The 26,100-nt window shown below is 64.2% G+C and carries 23 protein-coding genes, 1 tRNA gene and 1 pseudogene; 19 read left to right on the top strand and 6 right to left on the bottom strand.

The window, feature by feature from the left end; all coding sequences use genetic code 11:
* Nucleotides 1–19: 19 nt before the first annotated feature.
* Nucleotides 20–2,539 (top strand): fimbria/pilus outer membrane usher protein, encoded by a 2,520-nt coding sequence (locus tag HMPREF2716_RS08435; protein ID WP_023090758.1) that lies wholly within the window; start codon nt 20–22, stop codon nt 2,537–2,539.
* A gap of 79 nt (nt 2,540–2,618) precedes the next feature.
* Here HMPREF2716_RS08435 and HMPREF2716_RS08430 read toward each other — a convergent pair whose 3' ends face one another.
* Entirely contained in the window at nt 2,619–3,140 is a 522-nt protein-coding gene (locus HMPREF2716_RS08430; RefSeq protein ID WP_003086236.1) for a methylated-DNA--[protein]-cysteine S-methyltransferase, read from the bottom strand.
* 556 nt (nt 3,141–3,696) lie between these two features.
* On the opposite strand from HMPREF2716_RS08430, the gene pqsA reads away from it, so the two are divergent.
* From pqsA to phnB, 7 genes are all read left to right on the top strand, one after another.
* Nucleotides 3,697–5,250, top strand: a complete 1,554-nt coding sequence (pqsA, locus tag HMPREF2716_RS08425) for an anthranilate--CoA ligase (protein WP_023518464.1) — start codon at nt 3,697–3,699, stop codon at nt 5,248–5,250.
* Complete coding sequence (gene pqsB, locus HMPREF2716_RS08420) at nt 5,244–6,095, top strand: 2-heptyl-4(1H)-quinolone synthase subunit PqsB (protein WP_003159726.1); 852 nt, start codon at nt 5,244–5,246, stop codon at nt 6,093–6,095. The genes pqsA and pqsB overlap by 7 nt, the downstream gene beginning before the upstream one ends.
* Entirely contained in the window at nt 6,088–7,134 is a 1,047-nt protein-coding gene (gene pqsC, locus HMPREF2716_RS08415; protein ID WP_003108612.1) for a 2-heptyl-4(1H)-quinolone synthase subunit PqsC, read from the top strand. The genes pqsB and pqsC overlap by 8 nt, the downstream gene beginning before the upstream one ends.
* Before the next feature lie 42 nt (nt 7,135–7,176).
* On the top strand, nt 7,177–8,190 hold the full coding sequence (pqsD, locus tag HMPREF2716_RS08410; protein ID WP_003117014.1) for an anthraniloyl-CoA anthraniloyltransferase: 1,014 nt from the start codon (nt 7,177–7,179) through the stop codon (nt 8,188–8,190).
* Nucleotides 8,184–9,089 carry a 2-aminobenzoylacetyl-CoA thioesterase PqsE gene (gene pqsE / locus HMPREF2716_RS08405; RefSeq protein WP_003086247.1) on the top strand — a complete coding sequence of 302 codons (906 nt, stop codon included), beginning with the start codon at nt 8,184–8,186 and terminating at the stop codon, nt 9,087–9,089. The genes pqsD and pqsE overlap by 7 nt, the downstream gene beginning before the upstream one ends.
* 117 nt (nt 9,090–9,206) lie before the next feature.
* A complete protein-coding gene (locus tag HMPREF2716_RS08400) occupies nt 9,207–10,799 on the top strand; it encodes an anthranilate synthase component 1 (protein ID WP_070621857.1) in 1,593 nt (530 codons plus the stop codon).
* A complete protein-coding gene (gene phnB / locus HMPREF2716_RS08395; RefSeq protein WP_003112548.1) occupies nt 10,777–11,379 on the top strand; it encodes an anthranilate synthase component II in 603 nt (200 codons plus the stop codon). Before HMPREF2716_RS08400 ends, phnB begins: the two co-directional genes overlap by 23 nt.
* On the opposite strand, the pseudogene mvfR reads toward phnB, so the two are convergent.
* A pseudogene (gene mvfR, locus HMPREF2716_RS08390) lies at nt 11,332–12,330 on the bottom strand (multiple virulence factor transcriptional regulator MvfR). The gene phnB and the pseudogene mvfR sit on opposite strands and share 48 nt — an antisense overlap.
* Nucleotides 12,331–13,079: 749 nt before the next feature.
* On the opposite strand from mvfR, the gene nadA reads away from it, so the two are divergent.
* On the top strand, nt 13,080–14,138 hold the full coding sequence (nadA, locus tag HMPREF2716_RS08385) for a quinolinate synthase NadA (protein ID WP_003086254.1): 1,059 nt from the start codon (nt 13,080–13,082) through the stop codon (nt 14,136–14,138).
* 108 nt (nt 14,139–14,246) lie between these two features.
* On the opposite strand, the gene HMPREF2716_RS08380 is transcribed toward nadA, so the two are convergent.
* Nucleotides 14,247–15,680, bottom strand: a complete 1,434-nt coding sequence (locus HMPREF2716_RS08380) for a tetratricopeptide repeat protein (protein WP_003086256.1) — start codon at nt 15,678–15,680, stop codon at nt 14,247–14,249.
* A 163-nt stretch (nt 15,681–15,843) separates the two neighbouring features.
* On the opposite strand from HMPREF2716_RS08380, the gene HMPREF2716_RS08375 reads away from it, so the two are divergent.
* Nucleotides 15,844–16,095 (top strand): sulfurtransferase TusA family protein, encoded by a 252-nt coding sequence (locus HMPREF2716_RS08375; protein ID WP_003086258.1) that lies wholly within the window; start codon nt 15,844–15,846, stop codon nt 16,093–16,095.
* A 33-nt stretch (nt 16,096–16,128) separates the two neighbouring features.
* Nucleotides 16,129–17,202 (top strand): AI-2E family transporter, encoded by a 1,074-nt coding sequence (locus HMPREF2716_RS08370; protein ID WP_003108615.1) that lies wholly within the window; start codon nt 16,129–16,131, stop codon nt 17,200–17,202.
* 59 nt (nt 17,203–17,261) lie between these two features.
* Here the strand turns inward: HMPREF2716_RS08370 and HMPREF2716_RS08365 are convergent, their stop codons facing one another.
* Together HMPREF2716_RS08365 and HMPREF2716_RS08360 are read right to left on the bottom strand one after the other, a co-directional pair.
* Complete coding sequence (locus HMPREF2716_RS08365; RefSeq protein WP_003086262.1) at nt 17,262–17,735, bottom strand: peroxiredoxin; 474 nt, start codon at nt 17,733–17,735, stop codon at nt 17,262–17,264.
* 11 nt (nt 17,736–17,746) lie between these two features.
* Nucleotides 17,747–18,304, bottom strand: a complete 558-nt coding sequence (locus HMPREF2716_RS08360) for a glycine cleavage system transcriptional repressor (protein ID WP_003086267.1) — start codon at nt 18,302–18,304, stop codon at nt 17,747–17,749.
* 183 nt (nt 18,305–18,487) lie between these two features.
* On the opposite strand from HMPREF2716_RS08360, the gene dapA reads away from it, so the two are divergent.
* The 6 genes from dapA to wapB all read left to right on the top strand — a co-directional run bounded on the left by dapA (nt 18,488) and on the right by wapB (nt 23,536).
* Complete coding sequence (gene dapA / locus HMPREF2716_RS08355) at nt 18,488–19,366, top strand: 4-hydroxy-tetrahydrodipicolinate synthase (RefSeq protein ID WP_003086270.1); 879 nt, start codon at nt 18,488–18,490, stop codon at nt 19,364–19,366.
* 17 nt (nt 19,367–19,383) lie between these two features.
* Nucleotides 19,384–20,574: an outer membrane protein assembly factor BamC gene (gene bamC / locus HMPREF2716_RS08350; RefSeq protein WP_003086271.1), complete on the top strand. Its 1,191-nt coding sequence runs from the start codon at nt 19,384–19,386 to the stop codon at nt 20,572–20,574.
* Nucleotides 20,513–21,271 carry an MBL fold metallo-hydrolase gene (locus HMPREF2716_RS08345; RefSeq protein WP_003123205.1) on the top strand — a complete coding sequence of 253 codons (759 nt, stop codon included), beginning with the start codon at nt 20,513–20,515 and terminating at the stop codon, nt 21,269–21,271. Before bamC ends, HMPREF2716_RS08345 begins: the two co-directional genes overlap by 62 nt.
* A 28-nt stretch (nt 21,272–21,299) precedes the next feature.
* The gene (gene purC / locus HMPREF2716_RS08340) at nt 21,300–22,010 is read left to right on the top strand and encodes a phosphoribosylaminoimidazolesuccinocarboxamide synthase (RefSeq protein WP_003108622.1); all 711 of its coding nucleotides are present in this window, start codon (nt 21,300–21,302) and stop codon (nt 22,008–22,010) included.
* A 93-nt stretch (nt 22,011–22,103) separates the two neighbouring features.
* Nucleotides 22,104–22,193, top strand: a tRNA-Ser gene (locus tag HMPREF2716_RS08335).
* 350 nt (nt 22,194–22,543) lie between these two features.
* Nucleotides 22,544–23,536, top strand: a complete 993-nt coding sequence (gene wapB, locus HMPREF2716_RS08330) for a 1,2-glucosyltransferase WapB (protein ID WP_012614415.1) — start codon at nt 22,544–22,546, stop codon at nt 23,534–23,536.
* A gap of 39 nt (nt 23,537–23,575) precedes the next feature.
* Here wapB and HMPREF2716_RS08325 read toward each other — a convergent pair whose 3' ends face one another.
* Nucleotides 23,576–24,376 (bottom strand): IclR family transcriptional regulator, encoded by an 801-nt coding sequence (locus HMPREF2716_RS08325; protein WP_003120643.1) that lies wholly within the window; start codon nt 24,374–24,376, stop codon nt 23,576–23,578.
* Between the two features lie 157 nt (nt 24,377–24,533).
* Between HMPREF2716_RS08325 and HMPREF2716_RS08320 the strand changes: the two genes are divergently transcribed.
* Nucleotides 24,534–24,920 carry a Zn-ribbon domain-containing OB-fold protein gene (locus HMPREF2716_RS08320; RefSeq protein WP_003086280.1) on the top strand — a complete coding sequence of 129 codons (387 nt, stop codon included), beginning with the start codon at nt 24,534–24,536 and terminating at the stop codon, nt 24,918–24,920.
* Nucleotides 24,917–26,068, top strand: a complete 1,152-nt coding sequence (locus HMPREF2716_RS08315) for a thiolase (RefSeq protein ID WP_003112542.1) — start codon at nt 24,917–24,919, stop codon at nt 26,066–26,068. The genes HMPREF2716_RS08320 and HMPREF2716_RS08315 overlap by 4 nt, the downstream gene beginning before the upstream one ends.
* The last annotated feature ends 32 nt before the right edge of the window (nt 26,069–26,100 follow it).

Below are 26,100 nucleotides of genomic sequence, written 5' to 3'. Positions count from 1 at the left end.
TAGTCCAAGGAATATTCGCGTGGCCATATTTAGGAAAAAGTTCGACTTCGAGTTGTCCGTCTATTCCAGGTCTTCCTGTCTCATGGCCTTGGGATTGGCTTTGCCTGCCGTAACTTTCGCGGTGGAATTCAACGCCGAGTTCCTGAACAACGAGGGCGGGGCGCCCGTTGAACTGAAGTATTTCGAGAACGGCAACTCGGTGTCGCCCGGCACTTACAGCGTCGACATTCATTTGAACCAGATCATGATCCGGCGCGAAGATGTCGTGTTCAGTGCCGATCCCGAAACCGGAAGCGTTCGTCCGGTCGTCCGGGTAGGGCTGCTCAAGGAGATCGGGGTCGATATCGCCCGGCTGACTCGGGACAAGCTCATTCCGGATAATCTGGAAAACAATACGCCCCTGAATGTCGCCGAACTCATCCCCGGTGCATCCATCGAGTTCGACGTCAACAGCCTTTCCCTGCTGGTCAGCATTCCACAGCTGTATGTACAGCGGCACTCGCGTGGCTATGTGGATCCCTCTCTTTGGGATGACGGTGTCACCGCGTTGTTTTCCAACTACCAGGCCAACTTCACGCGCAACACCAACTTTGGCCAGAACAGCGATTATCGCTACCTGGGCCTGCGCAACGGCTTCAACCTGTTTGGCTGGCGTCTGCGCAACGACTCCTCCCTGAGCGGAGGTACCGGCATGCGCAACAAGTTCAGTAGCAACCGTACCTATGTGGAACGTGACATTCGTGCCCTGAAGGGGACCTTGTCCCTCGGCGAGTTGTATACCTCCGCTCAGGGGGATGCTTTCGAGAGCGTGCGTATGCGCGGCGTGCAACTGCAATCCGATATCGGCATGCTGCCCGACAACGAGATCAGCTATACCCCGGTGGTGCGCGGTATCGCTGAAACCAATGCGACGGTCGAGGTGAGCCAGAATGGCTTCGTGATCTATTCCACCAACGTACCGCCCGGTGCGTTCGAGATCACCGACATCTATCCCAGCGGCTCCAATGGCGACCTGGAGGTCAAGATCATCGAGGCGGACGGACGCCAGCGGTCCTTCAAGCAGTCCTATTCCTACCTGCCGGTCATGACCCGCAAGGGGAACCTGCGCTATGGCCTGGCCGCCGGTGAGTACCATAATGATGGCCAGCCGTCGGTCAACCTGCTCCAGGGGTCGGCTGTGTATGGCTTGTCCGACAGGGTTACCGGCTTTGGCGGCCTGCTCGCTGCGGAGAAGTACAATGCCACCAACCTGGGCCTCGGCTTCAACACGCCCCTGGGCGGTTTTTCTGCGGACGTGACCCATAGCCAGTCCCGCACGCGGCGGGGTGGGCGCAACCAGGGACAGAGTCTGCGGCTTCTCTATTCCAAGACCATCAACGCCACCGAAACCAGCTTTACCGTGGTGGGCTATCGCTATTCCACGGAAGGCTACCGTACTCTCAGCCAGCATATCGACGACATGTCCGAAGAGAGCTACCTCTATGGCTCAAGTTCCAGTCGGCAGAAGAGCCGCATAGACCTGACGGTGAACCAGACGCTGTTCCGACGCAGTTCGCTCTATCTCACGGCGGGCGAAACCACATATTGGAATCGCCCCGGCAGCAGCCGTCGCGTGCAGTTCGGCTTCAGCAGCGGCATCAAGCGCGCGAGCTATAGCCTGGCGGTTTCCCGTACCCACGAGACGGGTTCGTTCGGGCGCTCCGATACCCAGTTCACGGCCTCCGTCAGCATCCCCTTGGGCGGTAGCGCACGCTCCAGTCAGGTATATGCCAATGCCGTGAGTTCACAGCATGGTGATTCGAGCCTGAACACCGGTATCTCCGGATACCTGGATGAAGCCAATGCGTTCAACTACAGCGCACAGGCCAACTACAGCAAGGACGGCGGCAACTCCGGCAGCGTCGGCCTGGGTTGGGACACGTCCAAGGCCAAGTTGTCCGCCAATTACAGCCAGGGGCGCGACAACAAGCAGATCAACCTGGGAGCAAGCGGTTCGGTAGTGGTGCATTCGGGGGGAGTGACCTTCGGCCAGCCGGTGGGGGAAACGTTCGGCCTGGTGGAGGTTCCGGAGGTCGGCGGCGTCGGCCTCGACGGCTACTCTTCGGTTCGCACCGACGGCCGTGGCTATGCCGTGCTCCCCTACATGCAACCCTATCGTTACAACTGGGTGAACCTGGACACCAATACCCTTGGAAGCGATACCGAGATCAGCGACAGCACGCAAATGGCCGTGCCGACCCGGGGCGCCGTGATCGCCAAGCGTTTCTCCGCGGAGTCCGGTCGGCGGGTGCAGTTCGACCTGAGCATGGACTCTGGAGGAAAGATTCCCTTCGGTGCACAGGCATACGACAAGGAAGAGCGGGTCGTGGGAATGGTCGACAACCTGTCCCGTTTGCTGGTGTTCGGTATCGAGGACCAGGGGCGCCTGTCCATTCGCTGGAGCGATGGCTCCTGTTCCGTCGACTATCAGTTACCGCCCAGGAACAAGGACCTGACTTACGAACGAGTTGCGCTCAGTTGCCGTCGGTCCTCGATCTGAAATGTCCCCGCTGCAGTCGGGTCAAGTCAAAAGGCGAGGATTTTTCCGGTGAACACCGGGCGCGAGGGCAAGCGGCAGCTCACTCGTCCTCGATCATGCTCAACAGGTCTGGTGTCCTGCCTCGGGTTTCCAAACGCAGCAACCACTGCTTGGCGGCCAACCCACCGGCGAAACCGGTGAGGCCGCCAGAGGCTCCGATCACCCTATGGCAAGGTGCAACAATGGACAGTGGGTTCCGTCCGTTGGCGGCTCCAACCGCCCGTACTGCGTTGGGGCTGCCGATCTGCACGGCTATTTCCGTATAGCTGCGGGTCTCGCCGAATGGAATGGTGAGCAGGGCGGACCAGACCTTTTTCTGAAATTCGGTACCTTGGAAGTCGAGCGGGAGTTCGAACCGGGAACGTTTGCCGGAAAAATATTCCCGCAACTGGCGTTCGGTTTCCGCCAGGAGGGAGCTGTCCTCGGAGAGCCGCATCTCGTCCAGCGGTACTCGGTTGGGACGCTCATGCTGCCAAAGAATCGCGACCAGAAAGGCATCGTCCCTGGCTACCAGGGTCAGTGTCCCGACCGGCGATTCCATTTTCCTGTAGCTATGGGGCATGTAGGTGTCCTCTTCGGCAGGCTCGCCCAGTGTACTACGCAATGGGATTTCAACAGGGAAGCCTGCAAATGGCAGGCGAGGCGGGGCGGAGCGCTATCGGCCCGATGGATGGCCGCCTGCTTCCAGGCATGCCGTCGCCCCTTGGAGCCCAGGTCGAGCGCCTCGAACTGTGAGATCTGGGAGGCGATTTGCCGAGCAAAGTGGGTTGTCATTGGTTTGCCATCTCATGGGTTCGGACGAGGCCTCGAGCAAGGGTTGTAACGGTTTTTGTCTGGCCAATGGGCTCTTGCGTAAAAAGGCTGCCGCCCTTCTTGCTTGGTTGCCGTTCTCGGATCCCGCGCAGCCCGGTGGGTGTGCCAAATTTCTCGCGGTTTGGTTCGCGCCGATTGCCGCGGCCTACGAAGCCCGTGGTTCTTCTCCCCGAAACTTTTTCGTTCGGACTCCGAATATCGCGCTTCGCCCAGCGCCGCTAGTTTCCCGTTCCTGACAAAGCAAGCGCTCTGGCTCAGGTATCTCCTGATCCGGATGCATATCGCTGAAGAGGGAACGTTCTGTCATGTCCACATTGGCCAACCTGACCGAGGTTCTGTTCCGCCTCGATTTCGATCCCGATACCGCCGTTTATCACTATCGGGGCCAGACTCTCAGCCGGCTGCAATGCCGGACCTACATTCTCTCCCAGGCCAGCCAACTGGCCCGCCTGCTCAAGCCCGGCGATCGCGTGGTGCTGGCGTTGAACGACTCGCCTTCGCTGGCCTGCCTGTTCCTGGCCTGCATCGCGGTCGGCGCCATTCCCGCCGTGATCAATCCCAAGTCCCGCGAGCAGGCCCTGGCCGATATCGCTGCCGACTGCCAGGCCAGCCTGGTGGTGCGTGAAGCCGATGCACCGTCGCTGAGCGGTCCTTTGGCGCCGTTGACCCTGCGTGCGGCCGCCGGACGCCCTTTGCTCGACGATTTCTCGCTGGACGCGCTGGTCGGTCCTGCGGACCTCGATTGGAGTGCCTTCCATCGCCAGGACCCGGCGGCAGCCTGTTTCCTGCAATACACCTCGGGTTCCACCGGGGCGCCCAAGGGGGTGATGCACAGCCTGCGCAACACGCTCGGTTTCTGCCGGGCGTTCGCTACGGAGTTGCTGGCATTGCAGGCGGGAGACCGGCTGTATTCGATTCCCAAGATGTTCTTCGGCTATGGCATGGGCAACAGCCTGTTCTTTCCCTGGTTCAGCGGAGCCTCGGCGCTGCTCGACGATACCTGGCCGAGCCCGGAGCGGGTTCTGGAGAACCTGGTCGCCTTCCGCCCCCGGGTCCTGTTTGGGGTGCCGGCCATCTATGCCTCGCTGCGTCCGCAGGCCAGGGAGCTGTTGAGCAGCGTGCGCCTGGCGTTTTCCGCCGGCTCGCCGCTGCCGCGCGGCGAGTTCGAATTCTGGGCCGCGCACGGGCTGGAGATCTGCGACGGCATCGGGGCTACCGAGGTCGGCCATGTGTTCCTCGCCAACCGCCCGGGCCAGGCGCGTGCCGACAGCACCGGGCTGCCGTTGCCTGGCTATGAGTGCCGGCTGGTGGACCGCGAAGGACACACTATCGAGGAAGCGGGCCGGCAAGGCGTGCTGTTGGTGCGTGGCCTAGGGCTGAGTCCGGGTTACTGGCGGGCCAGCGAAGAGCAGCAGGCGCGCTTCGCAGGTGGCTGGTACCGCACCGGCGACCTGTTCGAGCGCGACGAGTCGGGTGCCTACCGTCACTGTGGGCGGGAAGACGATCTGTTCAAGGTGAATGGCCGCTGGGTGGTGCCGACCCAGGTCGAGCAGGCGATCTGCCGTCATCTGCCGGAAGTGAGCGAGGCGGTTCTGGTTCCTACCTGCCGGCTGCACGACGGCTTGCGTCCGACCCTGTTCGTCACCCTGGCCACTCCGCTGGACGACAACCAGATCCTGCTGGCGCAGCGCATCGACCAGCATCTCGCCGAACAGATTCCCTCGCACATGCTGCCCAGCCAATTGCATGTGCTGCCGGCCTTGCCGCGCAACGACAACGGCAAGTTGGCGCGCGCCGAGCTGCGCCACCTGGCCGACACCCTTTATCACGACAACCTTCCGGAGGAACGGGCATGTTGATTCAGGCTGTGGGGGTGAACCTGCCCCCATCCTATGTGTGTCTGGAGGGGCCGCTGGGAGGCGAACGCCCTCGCGCCCAGGGCGACGAGATGCTGATGCAGCGCTTGCTGCCGGCGGTTCGCGAAGCCCTGGACGAGGCGGTGGTCAAGCCCGAGGAGATCGACCTGATCGTCGGCCTCGCCCTGTCTCCCGACCATCTGATCGAGAACCGCGACATCATGGCGCCGAAGATCGGCCATCCGTTGCAGAAGGTCCTCGGCGCGAATCGCGCGCATGTCTTCGACCTCACCGACTCGAGCCTGGCCCGCGCCCTCTACGTGGTCGATACCCTCGCCAGCGACCAGGGCTATCGCAACGTCCTGGTCGTGCGCGGCGAATCCAGCCAGGGATTGGAAGTGGACAGCGAGTCCGGCTTCGCCCTTGCCGACGGCGCCCTGGCGCTGCTCTGCCGGCCGACCGGCAAGGCCGCGTTCCGTCGCGGTGCGCTGGGCGGTGATCCGGCGCAGGAATGGCTGCCGCTGAGCATTCCGCTGAATACCGATATTCGCCAGGTAGGCGACGTCAAGGGACACCTCAACCTGCCGGCCCAACCTGGATTGCCCGAAGCGGTACGCGCCGGATTCACCCGTCTGGCCGGGGACTTCCCGCAACTGAACTGGGTGCGCGAGGAATGGTTCGGCCAGGGACGGCCCGATGGTCGTTGCCTGGGGCCGTTCGAACTGGCGTCGCAACTGCGCGCGGCACAGCGCGACCGTCTGGATGAACTGCTGCTGATCAGCTTCGATCCGTTCGGCATGGTGGTGGAGGGCGTGACCCTGGAACTGGCGGGAGAAGCTCATGCATAAGGTCAAACTGGCAGCGATCACCTGTGAACTTCCGGCTCGCAGCTACGAAAACGACGATCCGGTGTTCGCCGCGGTACCGGACCTCAGCGAGTCCTGGTGGCAATTCTGGGGCGTCAATCGGCGGGGCTATTTCGACCCGCGGAACGGCGAGAACGAGTTCAGCCTGGTGGTCCGGGCCGCCGAGCGCCTGCTGCGCAGCAGCGATACCGCGCCGGATAGCGTGGACATGCTGATCTGTTCGGCTTCCTCGCCGATCATGACCGACGCCGGCGATGTCCTGCCGGACCTGCGCGGACGTCTCTACCCGCGCATGGCCAACGTGCTGTCCAAGCAGCTCGGCCTGAGTCGGGCGCTGCCATTGGATTCGCAGATGGAGTGCGCCAGCTTCCTGCTCAACCTGCGCCTGGCAGCGAGCATGATCCGCCAGGGTAAGGCCGAGAAAGTGCTGGTGGTGTGCAGCGAGTACATCTCCAACCTGCTCGACTTCACCTCGCGTACCTCGACCCTGTTCGCCGATGGCTGCGCGGTGGCCCTGCTGACCCGCGGCGACGATGACAGCTGCGATCTGCTGGCTTCGGCCGAACACAGCGACGCCACGTTCTATGAAGTGGCCACCGGTCGCTGGCGCCTGCCGGAAAACCCGACCGGCGAGGCCAAGCCGCGGCTGTATTTCTCGTTGTTCAGCGACGGCCAGAACAAGATGGCCAGCTTCGTTCCGACCAACGTGCCGATCGCGATGCGCCGGGCGTTGGAAAAGGCCGGCCTGGGCAGCGATGACATCGATTATTTCGTCTTCCACCAGCCAGCGCCGTTCCTGGTCAAGGCCTGGGCCGAGGGCATCGGTGCCCGTCCTGAGCAGTACCAACTGACGATGGGCGATACCGGCGTGATGATCTCCGTTTCCATCCCGTACACCCTGATGACCGGCCTGCGCGAGGGCAAGATCCGCCCCGGCGATCGTATCGTCATGGCCGGCGCAGCCACTGGCTGGGGGTTCGCCGCCCAGGTCTGGCAATTGGGCGAGGTGCTGGTGTGCTGAGGCATCGCCATGTTGAACCACGGTGTCCGAGGAGGGCTGCACATGGGTAATCCGATCCTGGCCGGGCTGGGTTTCAGCCTGCCGAAACGCCAGGTCAGCAATCATGACCTGGTAGGGCGCATCAATACGTCGGACGAGTTCATCGTCGAACGTACCGGCGTGCGCACCCGCTATCACGTCGAGCCGGAACAGGCGGTCAGCGCGCTGATGGTGCCGGCGGCGCGCCAGGCCATCGAGGCTGCCGGGCTGCTGCCGGAGGACATCGACCTGTTGCTGGTGAACACCCTGTCGCCGGATCACCACGACCCGTCCCAGGCCTGCCTGATCCAGCCGCTGCTGGGCCTGCGGCACATCCCGGTGCTGGATATCCGGGCACAGTGCAGCGGGTTGCTGTACGGCTTGCAGATGGCTCGCGGGCAGATCCTCGCCGGGCTGGCACGGCATGTCCTGGTGGTCTGCGGCGAGGTGCTGTCCAAGCGCATGGACTGTTCGGACCGCGGCCGCAACCTGTCGATCCTGCTCGGCGACGGTGCCGGCGCAGTGGTGGTCAGCGCCGGCGAGAGCCTCGACGACGGCCTGCTGGACCTGCGCCTGGGCGCCGACGGCAACTACTTCGACCTGCTGATGACTGCGGCGCCGGGCAGTGCCTCGCCGACCTTCCTCGACGAGAATGTCCTGCGCGAGGGCGGGGGCGAGTTCCTCATGCGCGGCCGGCCGATGTTCGAGCATGCCAGCCAGACCCTGGTACGGATCGCCGGCGAAATGCTCGCGGCCCATGAGCTGACCCTGGACGACATCGACCATGTGATCTGCCATCAACCGAACCTGCGCATCCTCGATGCGGTGCAGGAGCAACTGGGCATTCCCCAGCACAAGTTCGCGGTGACCGTGGATCGTCTGGGCAACATGGCTTCGGCCTCGACCCCGGTCACGCTGGCGATGTTCTGGCCGGACATCCAGCCGGGACAGCGGGTGCTGGTCCTGACCTACGGCTCCGGCGCGACCTGGGGCGCGGCGCTGTACCGCAAACCTGAGGAGGTGAACCGGCCATGTTGAGGCTTTCGGCTCCCGGTCAACTGGATGATGACCTGTGCCTGTTGGGGGACGTCCAGGTGCCGGTGTTCCTGCTGCGTCTCGGTGAGGCGAGCTGGGCGCTGGTTGAAGGAGGGATCAGCCGGGATGCCGAATTGGTTTGGGCGGACCTGTGCCGCTGGGTCGCCGACCCGTCCCAGGTGCACTACTGGCTGATCACCCACAAGCACTACGACCACTGCGGCCTGCTGCCCTACCTGTGTCCGCGGCTGCCGAACGTACAGGTCCTGGCGTCCGAGCGGACCTGCCAGGCCTGGAAGTCGGAAAGCGCGGTGCGGGTGGTCGAGCGCTTGAACCGGCAACTGTTGCGTGCGGAGCAGCGGTTGCCCGAGGCCTGTGCCTGGGACGCTCTGCCGGTTCGCGCGGTGGCCGACGGCGAGTGGCTGGAGCTGGGACCGCGGCATCGCCTGCAGGTCATAGAGGCCCACGGCCACAGCGACGATCACGTGGTTTTCTACGACGTGCGACGCCGACGCCTGTTCTGCGGCGATGCCCTGGGCGAGTTCGACGAGGCAGAGGGGGTGTGGCGGCCGCTGGTGTTCGACGACATGGAGGCTTACCTGGAGTCCCTGGAACGTCTGCAGCGTCTGCCGACCCTGCTGCAACTGATCCCGGGACACGGCGGCCTGCTGCGGGGGCGGCTGGCCGCGGATGGGGCCGAGTCGGCCTATACCGAGTGTCTGCGCCTGTGCCGGCGGTTGCTCTGGCGCCAGTCCATGGGCGAATCCCTCGACGAACTGAGCGAGGAGCTGCACCGCGCCTGGGGTGGGCAGAGCGTCGACTTCCTGCCCGGCGAACTGCACCTGGGGAGCATGCGCCGGATGCTGGAGATTCTCTCCCGCCAGGCGCTGCCTCTGGACTGACACGGGACATCCATTGCGGCGATCGCCGCCGACGGCAGCGGTCGCAATTGGGGGAAAAGGGGGGTTATCGATGATGAACATGCCGTTGCGCGCTAGCGTCGCGCAGGCCAGTCGCCCATGGGCGCGAGGAGGTGGCTCGTGAGCGGGGTTGGCTATCGACTGGAAGAAAGTCTGGAGTACCGCACGCTGGTGCCGGAGGCGCTGTCGATCTGGCGCATGGCCGGCGCCAACCGGATGCTGTTCGACTGCTTCGACGTGGACAGCAAGGCTGCGCGGCGTAGCGTGGCGATCCTTTCCAGCTGCCTGCGCATCGAGTGCTGGGGGCGCGATGTGGTGCTGCGGGCGTTGAACTCCAACGGACGTGCCTTGCTGGCGCCATTGAGCGAGGCCTGTCCGGCCCAGGTCACCTGCTTGCGTGACGGCGACACCCTGCACTGGCGCTTCCCCCAGGAAGAGTCGCATGCGGACGAGTGGCGACGCCTGCATGGCCTGTCCAGCCTGGAGGCGCTGCGCCGCGTGCTCGGAACGCTGGGCGACGCGGAGGGGCCCGCGCTGCTGGGCGGCTTGTTCAGCTTCGACCTGGCCGAGCAGTTCGAACCCTTGCCGGCGCCGGCCGAACCTGCGCGGCATTGCCCGGACTACCTGTTCCTGGTGCCGGAGTTGCTGCTGGACATCGATCACCTGGCGCGCCGGACTTCGCTGCAGGCGTTCGTCCACGATCCGGCCGGGCACGACCGGTTGGCCGCCAGCCTGCGCCAGTGTGCCGACGAATTCCATGGCGCCGTGGAGGAGGTTTCCGAGTCGCCGGTGGCAGGCGTACGGGCCGGCAACTACCAGGTCGACCTGGACGATGCGAGCTTTGCCCGCCAGGTAGAGCGCCTGCAGGCCCACGTGAGGGCCGGCGACGTGTTCCAGATCGTACCGTCGCGCAGCTTCAGCATGCCGTGTGCGGACCCCTGGCGGGCCTATCGCCAGTTGTGCCTGCGCAACCCCAGCCCGTACCGCTTCTTCCTCGATGCGGGGGACTTCTGCCTGTTCGGCGCTTCGCCGGAGTCGGCATTGAAGTACGACGCGGAGAGTCGCGAGGTGGAACTCTATCCCATCGCCGGCACCCGCCCGCGCGGACGCGATGCCCGGGGCGCCATCGATGCGGAACTGGACAATCGCCTGGAAGCGGAGTTGCGCCTGGACGCCAAGGAGGTCGCCGAGCACATGATGCTGGTCGACCTGGCGCGCAACGATCTGGCGCGGGTCTGCCGCAGCGGTACGCGGCAGGTGCGCGACATGCTCAAGGTCGATCGCTACAGCCACGTGATGCACCTGGTCTCGCGCGTGGCTGGCGAACTGCATGGCGAACTGGATGCGCTGCATGCCTACCGTGCCTGCCTGAACATGGGCACCCTGGTCGGTGCGCCGAAGGTCCGTGCCATGCAGTTGCTGCGGCAGTACGAGGATGGCTATCGCGGCAGCTACGGTGGCGCGATCGGCATTCTCGACAGCGCCGGCAACCTCGATACCAGCATCGTCATCCGCTCCGCCGAGGTCCGCGAAGGTATCGCCCGGGTCCGGGCAGGCGCCGGCGTGGTGCTGGATTCGGATCCACGGCTGGAGGCCGAGGAAACCCGCAACAAGGCGCTGGCGGTGCTGACCGCCGTGGCCGCTGCCGAACGCGAAAGGGGAGAGCGCGATGCGCATCACGCTGTTGGATAACTTCGATTCCTTCACCTACAACCTGGTCGAGCAGTTCTGCCTGCTCGGCGCGGAGGTCCGGGTGATGCGCAACGATACGCCGTTGCCGACGATCCAGGCGGCATTGCTGGCCGACGGTTGCGAACTGCTGGTGCTGTCGCCGGGGCCCGGTCGGCCGGAAGACGCCGGCTGCATGCTGGAATTGCTCGCCTGGGCCCGCGGGCGCTTGCCGGTGCTCGGCGTCTGCCTCGGCCACCAGGCGCTGGCGCTGGCCGCCGGTGGCGCGGTGGGCGAGGCGAGGAAGCCGCTGCACGGCAAGAGCACGTCCCTGCGTTTCGATCAGCGTCACCCGCTGTTCGACGGCATCGCTGACCTGCGCGTCGCGCGCTACCACTCGCTGGTGGTCAGTCGCCTGCCGGAAGGTTTCGACTGCCTGGCCGATGCCGATGGCGAGATCATGGCGATGGCCGATCCGCGCAATCGACAGCTGGGCTTGCAGTTCCATCCCGAGTCGATTCTCACCACCCACGGCCAGCGTCTGCTGGAGAACGCTCTACTCTGGTGCGGCGCGCTGGCGGTACGCGAGCGCCTTCGGGCCTGAGCGGCGCTGCGCCGTTTCGACGATGCTCGGTTGCCAGGCCGGCGCATCGTCGAAACGCTGGCGGCCGAGTTCGCGCAGGCGCTGGCGGGCGCTTTCGAGAAAGCGCAGGAAGCTGCGCTCGGATTCCAGCGCGGTGTTGTAGTAGCAATACACCTTGGTGTCGATGCCGCCCGGTTCGTAGAGTTCGCTGAGGACTGCCAGGGTACCGTTGCGCAGGCGTTCCTCGACGAAATAATGCGGCGCGATGCCCCATCCGACGCCGGCTTCCACCAGACGCAGCATGTCGTCGAAGTTTTCCACGAAGAGCACCTTGTCGCTGACCGGCCGCAGCAGGTTCGAATGCTGCCCGGAGCGGCTGCCGAGGCTGATCTGCCGGTAATTGGCCAGGCTCGCGATGCTGTGCAGGGAGGCATTGCACAACGGGTGCTGCGGATGGGCGACGACGAACGCCTTGGTGTAGCCGAGCACGCACTGGTTGAAGCGGGAGATCTTCAGTTCCTCGTCGATGGTGATGGCGATATCGATTTCCGCGTTGTCCTGCTTGATCGTCGCCAGGCTATCGGCGGGCGAGGTGCGTATCAGGCTGACCATGTTGAAATCGTCGAGCAGTACGCTGCTCACCGTATCGCAGAACGACGGCGGGATGGCGGTGTCCAGCAGCACCCGGAGATTGCGCGGACCCTTGTTGAGATTGAAGGCGATGTCGCCGATCAGCTGCTGGTAGTTCAGCAGGCTGCGCATGTAAGGGATCAGGCGAAGCGCCTGCTCGGTGGGTTCGACCTTGTAGCCGTCCCGACGGACCAGCTCCACGCACAGGTCGATTTCCAGGTTGCTGACCGCCTAGCTGACCGCGGTGTGCGACTTGCGCAGGATCCGCGCAGCGGAGGAAATCGAACCGGAGGCGATGACCTGGAGGAACATGTTCACGTGATTCAGGTTATGAATAGGCATCCCTTATTCCTTTTATTGGGTGGCGTGTGCCGCTTCCCTTGATCGGGTCAGGTTGCCGCTACTGTGGAAGAAGCGTCGAGGACTCGATAGATAGCGCCCGAGTGTTTCAACTTGTCTTCTGGATGACGTTTTCATCGGGGAAACCTCCCGTCGGTCAGTGAAGCGCAAGGGCTGGCGTGCGAGGGTGGAATCGGCCGCCGGCTCGCTTTCTGCGCGGCGGGCGCACGGCACGGGGAGTCGTCGTTTTGGAGGTGAGGGATGACGGCTCTGTTTCAGGATATTTTTATAATTATGTGAAAGAAGAGCTTATTTCAACGAAATATGTTTCATATTGCTCGTAAATTCGACGAAAAGAAAATCCGGATATTTACCGGTTATTTAACGCTAATACCAAGGGCCTAATACCAAAGTATTAACGCTGGCATGCCGGCATGTCGTGTTCGGTCGTGGAGCGAGCCGAGCTAGGGACGGTTCTAAGAAACGAAAAAATTATGTCGCGTAGGTCTAACGACCGAAACCTATGTCTTTTGTTAGCGTAGCCACCGGCCAGGCCGGTACGGACGCCGGGATGGCCCTGGCGCGACCTATGCGGTTAGAATCCGCGGCCTTGCAGGCGGATACCCCGAGCTTCGCTCGAGGGTGTCGCGGGTGCCGTGCCCGAAACCTGCAATCGTCAGCTCCCGGCGGTCCAGCCTGCCGCCGGGTATAAAATCGAGAGACGCGCTGTTGCGCCTTCAGGTGTAGCGACTATGACGCACATTTCCGAACGACTCCTGGTCCAGGCCCACCTGGCCGCCAAGCAACCCCGCGTGTTGAGCGAGCAGGAGAGCGCCGAGCATCGCGCGGCGATCGCGGCCGAACTGAAGGCGCAGAACGCGGTACTGGTGGCGCATTACTACTGCGATCCGGTGATCCAGGCGTTGGCCGAGGAGACCGGCGGTTGCGTATCCGATTCGCTGGAGATGGCCCGTTTCGGCAACCAGCATCCGGCGCAGACGGTGGTCGTGGCTGGGGTGCGCTTCATGGGCGAGACGGCGAAGATCCTCAACCCTGAGAAGCGCGTGCTGATGCCGACCCTCGAAGCGACCTGCTCGCTCGACCTGGGCTGCCCGGTGGATGAATTCTCGGCATTCTGCGACCAGCACCCGGAACGGACCGTGGTGGTCTATGCGAACACCTCCGCGGCGGTGAAGGCACGCGCCGACTGGGTCGTGACCTCCAGTTGCGCGGTGGAGATCGTCGAACACCTGATGGACAACGGCGAGCCTATCCTCTGGGCACCGGACCAGCACCTGGGACGCTACATCCAGCGCGAGACGGGGGCCGACATGCTGCTCTGGGACGGCGCCTGCATCGTCCACGAGGAGTTCAAGGCCAAGCAGCTGGAAGACATGAAGGCGCTCTACCCGGACGCCGCCATCCTGGTCCACCCCGAATCGCCGGAAAGCGTGGTCGCGCTGGCCGATGCCGTGGGCTCGACCAGCCAGTTGATCAAGGCCGCGCAGACCCTGCCGAACAAGACCTTCATCGTCGCCACCGATCGCGGCATCTTCTACAAGATGCAGCAGCTGTGCCCGGAAAAGGATTTCATCGAGGCCCCCACCGCCGGCAACGGCGCCGCCTGCCGCAGTTGCGCGCACTGCCCGTGGATGGCGATGAACACGCTCGAGCGGACCCTGGCCTGCCTGCGCGAGGGCAGCGGGGAAATCTTCGTCGACCCGGCGTTGATCCCGCGGGCGGTCCGTCCGCTCAAGCGCATGCTCGACTTCACCCAGGCCGCGCGCCTGCGCCAGGCCGGGAACGCCTGAACCTGGCGAGGGCATCCCGCTGCGTAGGGCGAGTAAGCGCGGTGCGGTTGTTCGCCCAACCCCCTGTTTCGACGAGCATCGCCGGGCGTTTTTCCTCGGATACGCCGTTCAGCGGAACATTTCCTTGACCATCTTTTCCTGCTGGCGAATTTCCTGCTGGCGGGCGTCGAGTCGCGCAGCCAGTTGGAAGTTGCCGCCAGCGCGGCGCTTGGCGAAATCGAGCTGCTCGATGGCGGCCTGGTAGTCGCCGGTCAGAGACAGGTACTCGGCCCGGGCCTGGTGCACGCCGATGGCGTTGTTGGTCAGGCTGCGCACCTCGGCCAGGCGGTTCCAGACATCCGGGTCCAGCGGCCGCGCCTTGCTCAGGTCGTCGAGGATCTTCTCCGATTCCTGCGGCTTGCTCATCTTCAGCATCAGGTCGGCGCGCACCTGTTTCAGCGGGTAGCTGCTGGGGAACTGGGCGAGCATCTTCTTCAACCGCTGGTCGGCATCCGGCAGGCGGTTGGCGGTGATGTCCAGCTCGACCTGGGCCAGGTTGTAGGCCACGTCGTTGGGTGCCTTCGCCAGCAATTGCCTGAGGTTGTCACGGGCATCGTTGAGCTGGCCGATGCGCGTCTGCGAGATGGCCAGTCCGTAGCGCGCGGCATCCAGCTTGGGATTGTCGTTGAGCATGGCGCGGAAGCGCTTGCCGGCCATCCCCGGGGTTTCCTCGAAGAGCAACTGGGTGCGCGCGCGCATCTGCTGGTAGCGCAGGCTGTCTTCCTTGCCGCCCTGGGGATACTGTTCGGCGCGGTTGCGGGTGTCGGCGATACGCGATTCGGTGACCGGGTGGGTGAGGAGGAACTCCGGCGGCTTGCCGTCGTAGCGATACTGCCGCGCCAGGCGCTCGAACATGTTCGGCATCGAGCGCGGATCGTAACCGGCGCGAACCATGTTGGTGACGCCGACGCGGTCGGCTTCCTGCTCGTTCTGCCGGGAAAAGCGCAACTGGTTCTGGATCGCCGCCGCCTGGGTCCCGGCGATCGCCGCGATACCCGCATCCCCTGCGCCGGCGGCCGCGGCGACGATGCCGGCGAGCATCGCTGCCATCACCGGCAGTTGCATGCGCTGCTGTGCCTCGATGCCGCGGGCGAAGTGGCGCTGGATCAGGTGGCCGAGTTCGTGGGCCAGCACCGCGGCATACTCGCCTTCGGTCTGGGCGTTGAGCAGTAGCCCGCCGTTGACCCCGATCACGCCGCCGGGCGCGGCGAAGGCGTTGATCTGTGCGTCGCGGATGAGGATGAAGGCCAGCCGGTGGTCCTGCAGGTCGCTGGTTTCGGCCAGCCGGTAGACGCTGCTTTCGACGAAGTCCTTGAGCTGCGGGTCGGAGATCGCATCGACCTGGTTGCGCAGCATGCTCAGCCAGGCGCGGCCCAGCTGGAACTCCTGCTCCGGCGAAACGATCGAGGAAGATGCGTCGCCCAGGGAGGGCAGATCGTCCGACATGACCGGCGAAGCGAGCATGCAGGCGAGCGTCAACAGGGCAGGGCGCAGTACATTCATGCAGGAGGCTCAGGTTGGCAAAGGCCTTACTTTAGCCGTTGGTTATCGGCACTGCCTAGGTATCTGCCCGAGACCCCGAAGCTGTTGGACTTCGAGCGCCGTTTCAACTGGCCAGCGGCGGATAGGCTTGGGTATGCTTGTCGGCCCTTCGGGAGAGGCTGTCATGACGGATAACGATTCATCCCCCCTGGTATGTGACGCGGAGCTGGATGCCAGTGGTCTCAATTGTCCGCTGCCCCTGCTAAAGGCCAAGCTGGAGCTGAACCGCCTGCCCAGCGGCGGGGTGCTCAAGGTGATCGCCACCGATGCCGGGTCGCAGCGAGACTTCCGGGCCTTCGCCCAGCTCGCCGGCCATGAACTGCTGCGCGAAGAGGCCGCCGAAGGCGTCTATCGATACTGGCTGCGCAAGCGTTAGCGGAGCCTTCGCCGTTCCGATTCAGGATTTCCGATGATCAAGGTGTTACGCGACTGGATGCAGCGCTACTTCTCCGACGAGGAGGCAGTGGTGCTGGCGATCATGCTGGTGCTCGGCTTCAGCGTCATCCTCGCCTTCGGCGGGATGCTCGCGCCGGTACTGGCGGCGATGGTGATCGCCTTCCTGATCCAGGGCGTGGTCGGCATGCTGGAACGCTTCCGGGTGCCGCACCTGTTCGCCGTGTGGCTGGTCTACAGCCTGTTCCTCGGCTTGCTGGCGCTGTTCCTGGTGGTCCTGCTGCCGCTGCTCTGGCAGCAATTGTTCACCCTGTTCAACGAACTGCCGCGGATGCTCGGCGAATGGCAGAGCGTGCTGCTGATGCTGCCCGAGCGCTATCCCAGCCTGATCAGCGAGGAGCAGGTGCTCAAGGCCATCGAGACCGCGCGCGGCGAATTCGGCCAGATCGGCCAGTGGGCGCTGACCTCGTCGCTGGCCAGCCTGCCGGTGGTGGTGAACGTCATGATCTACCTGGTGCTGGTGCCGATCCTGGTGTTCTTCTTCCTCAAGGACAAGAAGCGCTTCCATACCTGGTTCCACCGCTACCTGCCGCGCGAGCGTGGGCTGATGAAACAGGTCTGGGCCGAGATGAACCAGCAGATCGCCAATTACATTCGCGGCAAGGTCATCGAGATCGTCATTACCGGCGCGGTGACCTACATCGCCTTCGCCTACCTGGGGCTCAACTACGCAGCGCTGCTGGCCCTGCTGGTCGGCCTGTCGGTGGTGGTGCCGTACATCGGCGCGGTGGTGGTGAGCGTACCGGTGGCGATGATCGCCTTCTTCCAGTGGGGCTGGAGCGACCAGTTCATCTACCTGATGGTGGCCCACGCGATCATCCAGGCGCTGGATGGCAACGTGCTGGTGCCGCTGCTGTTCTCCGAGGCGGTGAACCTGCACCCGGTGGCGATCATCTGCGCGGTGTTGCTGTTCGGCGGGCTCTGGGGCTTCTGGGGCGTGTTCTTCGCGATCCCCCTGGCGACCCTGGTGAAAGCGGTGCTGGATGCCTGGCCCAAGGACCTTCCCGAGACTCCGGCAGCCACGCGATAGCATCGGCCGCATGAAAAATGAAAAAGGCCGCGGATGCGGCCTTTTTTTCGGGGCGGGGCTCAGGCGCCGTTGAGCGCCTGGGCGGCGGCGAGAACCGCGTCGACATGCCCGGGCACCTTCACGCCGCGCCACTCCTGGCGCAGTACGCCGTCCCTGTCGATCAGGAAGGTGCTGCGGTCGACGCCCATGTATTCCTTGCCGTAGAGCTTCTTCAGCTTGATCACGTCGAACAGCTGGCAGACCGCTTCATCCTTGTCGCTGATCAGCTCGAAGGGGAATTCCTGTTTGCACTTGAAGTTCTCGTGGGACTTCAGGCCGTCGCGGGAGATGCCGAAGACCTCGGTATTGGCCTTCTGGAACGCCGCGTACTGGTCGCGGAAGCCCTGGCCCTCGGTGGTGCAACCGGGGGTGCTGTCCTTCGGGTAGAAGTACAGGACGACCTGCTTGCCCTTCAGCGCGGACAGGGTCACCTCCTTGCCGCTGGTTGCGGGGGCGGTGAAGTCGGGTACGGGTTTGTCGATTGCGACCGGCATGGCTCGGCTCCTCAGGGGTGTTGGGGGCGCCAGGGTTCGATCAGGGCATCCAGGTTCAGGGCGTCGGCGAAGTCCAGGAACTGGTCGCGCAGCCAACTGATCTGGGTGCCGGCGGGCAGCGTCACGGTAATCGTGGCGTTGAGCATGGTGGTGTTGGTGTGCGGCGCCTGGTAGGTGTCGCAGGTCAGGTTCTCCAGCTCGATGTTGTGGTCGATGAAGAACTGGCAGAGTTCGTTGAGGATGTCCGGGCGATACACCGCGCTGACATAGGCCACGTAAGGCAACGCCTGGGCGCGGGTCACGTGGGCGTTGCTGCGGGTCATGCTGAGGGTGATGTCGCCGCGCTTGGTGAGGGCCGGCAGGCTGCCCTCGAGGCGGGCGAGGGCATCCCAGCTTCCGGAGATCTGCAGCACCAGGGCGCTGAACTCTCCGTGGCGGGTCAGGCGGCTGCTGACCACGGCGCAGCGGCTCTCGACGCAGGCGCGGCAGAGCAGGGTGGTCAGCTCCATCGGATTGGGGCCGAGGGCGCTGATCAGAAGGAATTGTTCGCGGGGTTGGCTGGTGGACATTCAACTTTCCTGGAATACGCTGGCGGCACGGGCCGTACCTAAAGCGGGAAGGGTAGCGAAAAGCGCCGCCGAGGGAAACGTCTGCCGCCTGTCAGCGGCTTCCGACGAGGTGGCGCTCGTCTTGTGCAAGGCCTGCCGCCGACAGTACCATTACCGCTTTAATTTCGCGGCAGGAGCGGTTGCATGATTGCGGGCAGTATGGTGGCACTGGTCACCCCCTTCGATGCTCAGGGTCGACTGGACTGGGACAGCCTCGCCAAGCTGGTGGACTTCCACTTGCAGGAAGGCACCAACGCCATCGTCGCCGTCGGCACCACCGGTGAATCGGCCACGCTGGACGTGGAAGAGCACATCCAGGTGATCCGTCGCGTGGTCGACCAGGTCAAGGGCCGCATCCCGGTGATCGCCGGCACCGGCGCCAACTCCACCCGCGAGGCGGTGGCGCTGACCGAGGCCGCGAAAAGCGGCGGCGCCGACGCCTGCCTGCTGGTGACGCCGTACTACAACAAGCCGACCCAGGAAGGCATGTACCAGCACTTCCGCCATATCGCCGAAGCCGTTGCGATCCCGCAGATCCTCTACAACGTACCGGGCCGCACCTCCTGCGACATGCTTCCGGAGACCGTCGAGCGCCTGTCCAAGGTGCCGAACATCATCGGCATCAAGGAGGCCACCGGCGACCTGCAACGCGCCAAGGAAGTCATCGAGCGCGTCGGCAAGGACTTCCTCGTCTATTCCGGCGACGACGCCACGGCCGTCGAGCTGATGCTGCTGGGTGGCAAGGGCAACATCTCCGTGACCGCCAACGTCGCGCCGCGCGCCATGAGCGACCTGTGCGCCGCCGCCATGCGCGGCGACGCCGCAGCCGCGCGCGCCATCAACGATCGCCTGATGCCGCTGCACAAGGCGCTGTTCATCGAATCCAACCCCATTCCGGTGAAGTGGGCCCTGCATGAGATGGGTCTGATCCCCGAGGGCATCCGCCTGCCCCTGACCTGGCTCAGCCCGCGTTGCCACGAGCCGCTGCGTCAGGCCATGCGCCAGACCGGCGTATTGGCTTGATCAAGGAGCTCCACGCAATGAAGCGACTGGCTGGACTGACCGCCCTCGCCCTGGTTATCGGCAACACTTCCGGCTGCGGCTGGCTGTGGGGGCCGGAGGGCTATTTCCGCGACCGCGGTGACGACTACCTCGGCGCCCGCGAAACGCCTCCCATGCAATTGCCCGAAGGGGTGCACAGCAAGCCGCTCGATCCGCTGCTGCCGATTCCGCTGAACGTCGCCACCACCCACGAAAAAGAGGGTGAGTACGAGGTTCCGCGTCCGCAGCCGCTGGCCAACGCCGGCGACATCAGCGACTACAGCCTGCAGCGCAGCGGTGATAGCCGCTGGGTCGTGGCCCAGCGTCCGCCGGCGGAAGTCTGGCCGGTGGCCCGGCAGTTCTTCGAGGAGAACGGTTTCCGCATCGCCGACGAGCGCCCGCAGACCGGCGAGTTCAGTTCCGACTGGCAATCGCTGTCGCAGCTTTCCGCGCCGCTGGCACGCCGCCTTAGCAGCCGCGTGAGCGGTGTCGAGCCGGACGGCCAGGCACGGGTTCGGGTGCGTATCGAGCCCGGCGTGCAAAGCAATACCAGCGAGGTCTACGTGCTCAGCCAGACCCGCGCCGCCGGTGACACCAGCAGCCCGAGCTGGCCGAGCAAGTCGGTGGCGCCGAGCCTCGACGCGGCGCTGCTCGACGAGATGGTCGCGAGCATGGCGCGCAGCGCCGAGCAGGGCGGCTCGGTCTCCCTGCTGGCAGCCAACTCGATCTACGACACGCCCGGCACCTTCGAGTTGAGCAAGGACGGCAGCGGCAACCCGGTGCTGACCTTGCAATCCGACTTCGACCGCTCCTGGGTCAGTGTCGGGCGTGCCCTGGATAACGCCGATATCCGCGTCGACGACCTCAACCGCAGCCTTGGCGTGTACTACGTGAACATCGCCGAAGGGGCGAAGAAGCCCGACGAAGACAAGCCCGGGTTCTTCAGTCGCCTGTTCGGCGGCGGCGAGAAGACCAAGGAAGAGGAAGACGCCAAGGCGCAGCGCTACCAGGTCCGCCTGACCACCGTCAGCGACGCCGTGCAGGTCACCGTCGACAAGGACATCAACACCTCTGCGCCGGCCGATGTCGCGCAAAACGTACTGGAAAAACTCCAGGAGAGCATGCGCAATGCGGTTCGCGGTTCTGGGCAGCGGAAGCCGGGGCAATTCGGCCTTGGTGAGCAGTTCTGACACCCGGATACTGATCGATTGCGGCTTCCCGCTGCGTGAAATCATCAAGCGTCTGGCGCGCCTGGGGCTGAGCCCCGCGCAGCTGGACGCGATCCTGGTCACGCACGAACACGCCGATCACATCCATGGCGTCGAACTGCTGGCGCGGCATTACCAAATCCCGGTCTATCTCAGTGCGGGTACCCTGAGCGGCATGCGCCGCCCGGTGCACCCCGCCGAGCTGTTGAGGGCCGGCCAGCGCCTGGCGATCCGCGGGCTGGAAGTGCAGGTGGTTGGCGTCTCGCACGACGCCCGCGAGCCTACCCAGTTCGTGCTGTCCGATGGGCAGCGGCGCTTCGGCATGCTCACCGATCTGGGAATGGCCACGGCCGAGGTGCTGGAGTGCTATCGTGCGGTGGATGCTCTGGTGGTCGAGGCCAACCACGACAGCACGATGCTTGCCGGTGGCCCGTATCCCTATTTTCTCAAGGCCCGCGTAGGCGGTTCGCGAGGGCACTTGAACAACCATCAGTCCGCAGAACTGGTGAAGCAGCTGGATTGGGGTCGCATGCAGCACCTGGTGCTGGCCCATCTCAGCGAAAAGAACAACTCGCCGCAGCTGGCCCGGCAAACCTTCGTCGACACCCTTGGGTGCGATCCGGGCTGGCTGCAGGTGGCCGATCAGCATTCAGGCCTGGATTGGCGCGAGATCGCCTAGGCCCTATTACCCGTAAGCGGAGCCCATCATGGAAAAACGCGAAGAACTCTACCGCGGCAAAGCCAAGTCGGTTTACCAGACCGACGATGCCGATCGTCTCATCCTGCTGTTCCGCAACGACACCTCCGCCTTCGACGGCAAGCGCATCGAACAGCTCGATCGCAAGGGCGCGGTGAACAACAAGTTCAACGCCTTCATCATGCAGAAGCTGGAAGCTGCCGGCATTCCGACCCAGTTCGACAAGCTGCTGTCGGATACCGAGTGCCTGGTGAAGAAGCTCGACATGATCCCGGTCGAGTGCGTGGTGCGCAATTTCGCCGCCGGCAGCCTGGTGCGTCGCCTCGGCGTGGAAGAGGGCATCGCCCTGACTCCTCCCACCTTCGAGTTGTTCCTGAAGAACGACGCCCTGGGCGATCCGTTCATCAATGAATCCCACGTCCAGGCCTTCGGCTGGGCCACTCCCGAGCAACTGGCGCAGATGAAGACCTATTCCTTCAAGGTCAATGAAGTGCTGAACAAGCTGTTCGACGACGCCGGCCTGCTGCTGGTGGACTTCAAGCTGGAGTTCGGCCTGTTCCATGGCCAGATCGTCCTCGGCGACGAGTTCAGCCCGGACGGCTGTCGTCTGTGGGACAAGGAAACCCGCAAGAAGATGGACAAGGACCGCTTCCGCCAGGGCCTCGGCGATGTGATCGAAGCCTACGAAGAGGTAGCCAAGCGCCTGGGCGTGCCGCTTTAACCTCTAAATGCGCGCAACCATCTGAAAGAACGCGAAAAAATCTTCAAGAAAGCTTCGCGTTCTTCGTACAAGCTGGTATCATGCGCGCCGCACGGAGAGATGCCGGAGTGGTCGAACGGGACGGATTCGAAATCCGTTGAGTCAGCAATGGCTCCTAGGGTTCAAATCCCTATCTCTCCGCCATTACATATGAGCAAAGCCCCTGGAATGCCTGGCGTTCCAGGGGCTTTGTCTTTTCTGGCGAGCGTTCGGGCGTCCCCTCTGCGGGGCGGGCGAGAAAGCCGTGCCATGGTTTCGGGTATTGGCCAGGTCGTGCAGTTCTCCTAGGAATGCTGCGGGCCCTTCCTTCGTTCTGTCCTTCCTTCTCCTCTGGGTGGTCGTCCCGCTCTGTCTGGGTTTCGTGGGTGCGCTGAGCGCGCATTTCTCCATTGCTTCCGATTTTCTGTCCTTCGAGCGCCGGGTCGGGCGACCTGCCGGTTTCGATGGTCGGGGCGGTTCTTCTTAGTATCCCGGCGCTTGAAGGCGCCGCGGATGTGTGGCCGAGCTGCATGGCACGGTTTCCTTCCAGCGGACAGCCAGGTTATCGGTTTGTGCCGAGTCCCGGAGCCGGGGCTGGGGAGGAAGAAATGCGACCGCTCGTTTCCGTCGTTTGCGCCTGTTTCAATATCTCGAAGTATCTGGACGAGGCGATTGCCAGCATCTACGCGCAGGGCTATCCCAATCTCGAGTTGATCGTGGTGGATGACGGATCCACGGACGACACCTATGAGCGTCTCGCCATGCTCCGCGAGCGTCACGGTTTCCAGCTCTACCGCCAGGCTAACCGAGGGGTGAGCGACGCGCTCAATCACGGTTTGCGTCATGCGCGGGGGGAGTTCGTGATGACTCCCGACCTCGACGACATTGTCCTGCCTGGAGCGCTCGACACGCGCGTCGACTACTTGCTTGCGCACCCCGAGGTCGGGTGCGTGGGCGGTTTCAATATCTGTATCGACAGTGCCGGTAACGAAGTGGCGCGAGACGGTTTCAGCGAGGGTTGTGTGGAGCGTTGGGGGTTCGATGCAGCATTGGCCGAGACCCTGGTGGTCATGCCGCTGACGGCGCTCTACCGCATGGACGCGATGAAGCGGGCGGATTTCTTCGACCCGTCGATTCGCGTGCAGGATTTCCAGATCACCCTCAGGATCGCGGCGCAGGGCTATGAAATTCATCGACTACCGGCCTACATGGGGCGTTATCGCCGGCATGGAAGCGGTCTGTCCGGCAGGTACAAGCTCAATTACGAGGCGGATATGCAAGCCATCGAGCCTTATCGGGCTCACCCGAATTATCGCCGGGCCCGGCAACTGATCCTGAACAAGGCGCTGAAGAAGGCTGTTGTCCAGGATGGGCGATATGCCTGGCAGCTGTTCCGCTCGGTGCCGCTGCGGGCGTGGGACCGGGTGACGCTGAAGCGATTCTGGCGCTTCCTCCGTTATCTGCCGGTCCTCGGGTTGAAAGGTGGTACCGACGTCGCGGGTCGATAACGGCGGGCCGGCTAATCGTTCAGTGGGTTGAATGTCATTTCAGGATTTCCCCTTCAGTGCCTCGCCCTGGGGAAATAGCGCGCGGCTCACGAAGCGCGCGGTATCCCGCAGGCTGGTGCCGATCCGTTCTAGGTCGTCGGGCTGGTGCTGGGCGCTGATGCCGATCGCGGAGATGGCGAAGCGCGGTTGTCCGTCGCGGTCGGTGATGGCGCTGGCGACCATGCTCACGCCGCGGTAAAGGTGTTCCTGGTCGATAGCCCAGCCGCGCTCGACGGCCTCGGTCGCTTCGGCCTGGTAGCGCTCGAAGCTCGGCGGATTTTCCCAGCGCACGCGGGTCAGTCGGCGGCGCAGTTCGTCCTCCGGCAGTTCGCGCAGGCCGGCAATGCAACGCCCGGCGGCGCCGACCAGTTCCGGCAGGCGCGTGCCGACGGCGACGTTGACGTGGGCGACGGGCGGTGCGGCAAGGGCGATGACGCGGATGTGCGCATCGTCGGTGACTTGCCACAGGGCGATGAGGATGTGGTGGGCAAGGCTTAGTCGCTCCAGCTCTGGCTGGATCAGGTCGGCATAGCTGCGTCCGACGAATCCTACGGCCAGTTCCGACAGGCCAAGGCCCAGTTGGTAGGTCTTGCCCGCATCGTCGAAGGATGTCAGTCGTTCGTTGCTCAGGGTGCGCAGGATATTGAAGGCGCTGCTCGGGCTGATACCGGTGGCGCGAGCGATGGCGGCCACGCCTTGCGGTCCGTCGGCGTGGGCCAGGTGGCGAAGTATCTGAATGGCGTTCACTACCGCGCCGACATCTTTGCTGCTGGTGCCTTTGGTTGTGGCGTCCTTGGTCATTTTTCCTCTTTTCATTCAGTATTGTGATTGACATTCACGATAGTGAATATATTCTGGCCTTCCGGAACGTACAACCGGGGGCGGAAGCAGTATCCGGTTCGGCGTCCAGCGCGATGCACTTTGCAGCAAAGGTCGACAAGAACAAAGGAGAAACCTCGTGGCAGATCTTCCCGATGGCAGTACTCCGGGACCTGAGGCGCAGTACCTTGCGTTTCTCGCCCAGGGCCGTTTCATGTTGCAGCGCAGCCGTTCCAGCGGTCGCCATGTGTTCTACCCGCGCCAGTTGGTGCCGGGTAGCGGCGAGACTGATCTCGAGTGGGTTCCCGCCAGCGGCCTGGGTACGCTCTACGCGATCACTGTCAATCGCTCCCGCGGCGGCAATCACAATGTCGCGCTGGTCGACCTGGACGAGGGCGTGCGCATGATGTCGCGGATCGACGGGCACCAGAGCCTGCCGATCGGCACCCGTGTGCAGGCGCGCATCGTCGAGCAGGATGGTGCCAATGTCGTGGTGTTCGTTCCCCACCAGGAGGGACGACCATGAGCGCAGCCATCCGTGGCAAGACCGCCATCGTCGGCATCGGTAGCGCCGGCGTCGGCGAGGCGCCGGGCTACAGCGCCATCGAACTGCTCGGCCAGGCGTCGCTCAAGGCCATTGCCGATGCCGGCCTGAAGCTTTCCGACATCGACGCGATCTTCGCCGCCACCAGCTCCCATGCCTTTCCCACCTTGTCGGTCGCCGAATACCTCGGCATCCGCCCGAAATTCGTGGATGGCACCAATATCGGCGGCTCCAGTTTCGAGCTGCACCTGCTGCAGGCCACTTTGGCACTGGAGGCCGGTCTCTGCGACGCTGCGCTGATCTGCTACGGCTCCAACCAGCGAACCGCCGGCGGCCGCCTGGTATCGATGAGCGAGCCACAATGGCACGAGACGCCCTACAAGCCGCGCCACCCGATCACCGCCTATGCCCTGGCGGCCAGCCGGCACATGCACCAGTACGGCACCACACGCGAGCAGCTCGCCGAGGTGGCGGTCTCTGCCCGGCAATGGGCCAACCTGAATCCCGAGGCGTTCGCCCGCGGGCCGTTGAGCGTCGATGACGTCCTTGCCGCGCGGATGGTCAGCGACCCGCTGAGTGCCGCCGACTGCTGCCTGGTCACCGACGGCGGTGGCGCCTGCGTGGTAGTGCGCGCCGAGCGCGCCCGCGACTTGCCCAATGCGCCGGTGTACTTCCTTGGCGCGGCCGGAGCGCAGTGGCATCGCTCGATCGTGTCGATGCCCGACCTCACCGTGACGGCGGCCTCGGAAAGCGCTCCGCGAGCCATGCAGATGGCCGGTGTGCGGCACGCCGACATCGACCTGGTGATGCTCTACGACGCCTTTACCATCAACACCCTGCTGTTCCTCGAGGACCTGGGATTCTGCGCCAAGGGCGAGGGCGGCCCATTCGTCCAGGGCGGACGCATCGCGCCCGGCGGCGAGTTGGCGGTGAACACCAACGGTGGCGGGCTGTCCTGCGTGCATCCGGGGATGTACGGGATGTTCCTGATCATCGAGGCGGTGACCCAGCTCCGCCGCCAGGCCGGCGAGCGGCAGTTGGCCAAGGCCGACGTGGCGTTGCTGCACGGCAACGGCGGCACGCTGTCCAGCCAGGTAACCGCGTTGCTCGGTACCGGCGACACGCTCTAGACCCCTGGCCGACAGGCCTTCCGGGCGCTGCC

Origin of the sequence: Pseudomonas sp. HMSC076A11, from assembly GCF_001810205.1 — a bacterium.
GTDB lineage: Bacteria > Pseudomonadota > Gammaproteobacteria > Pseudomonadales > Pseudomonadaceae > Pseudomonas > Pseudomonas aeruginosa.
The sequence above is the reverse complement of the archived record's forward strand: the minus strand, read 5'-3'. Positions and strand labels throughout refer to the sequence as shown.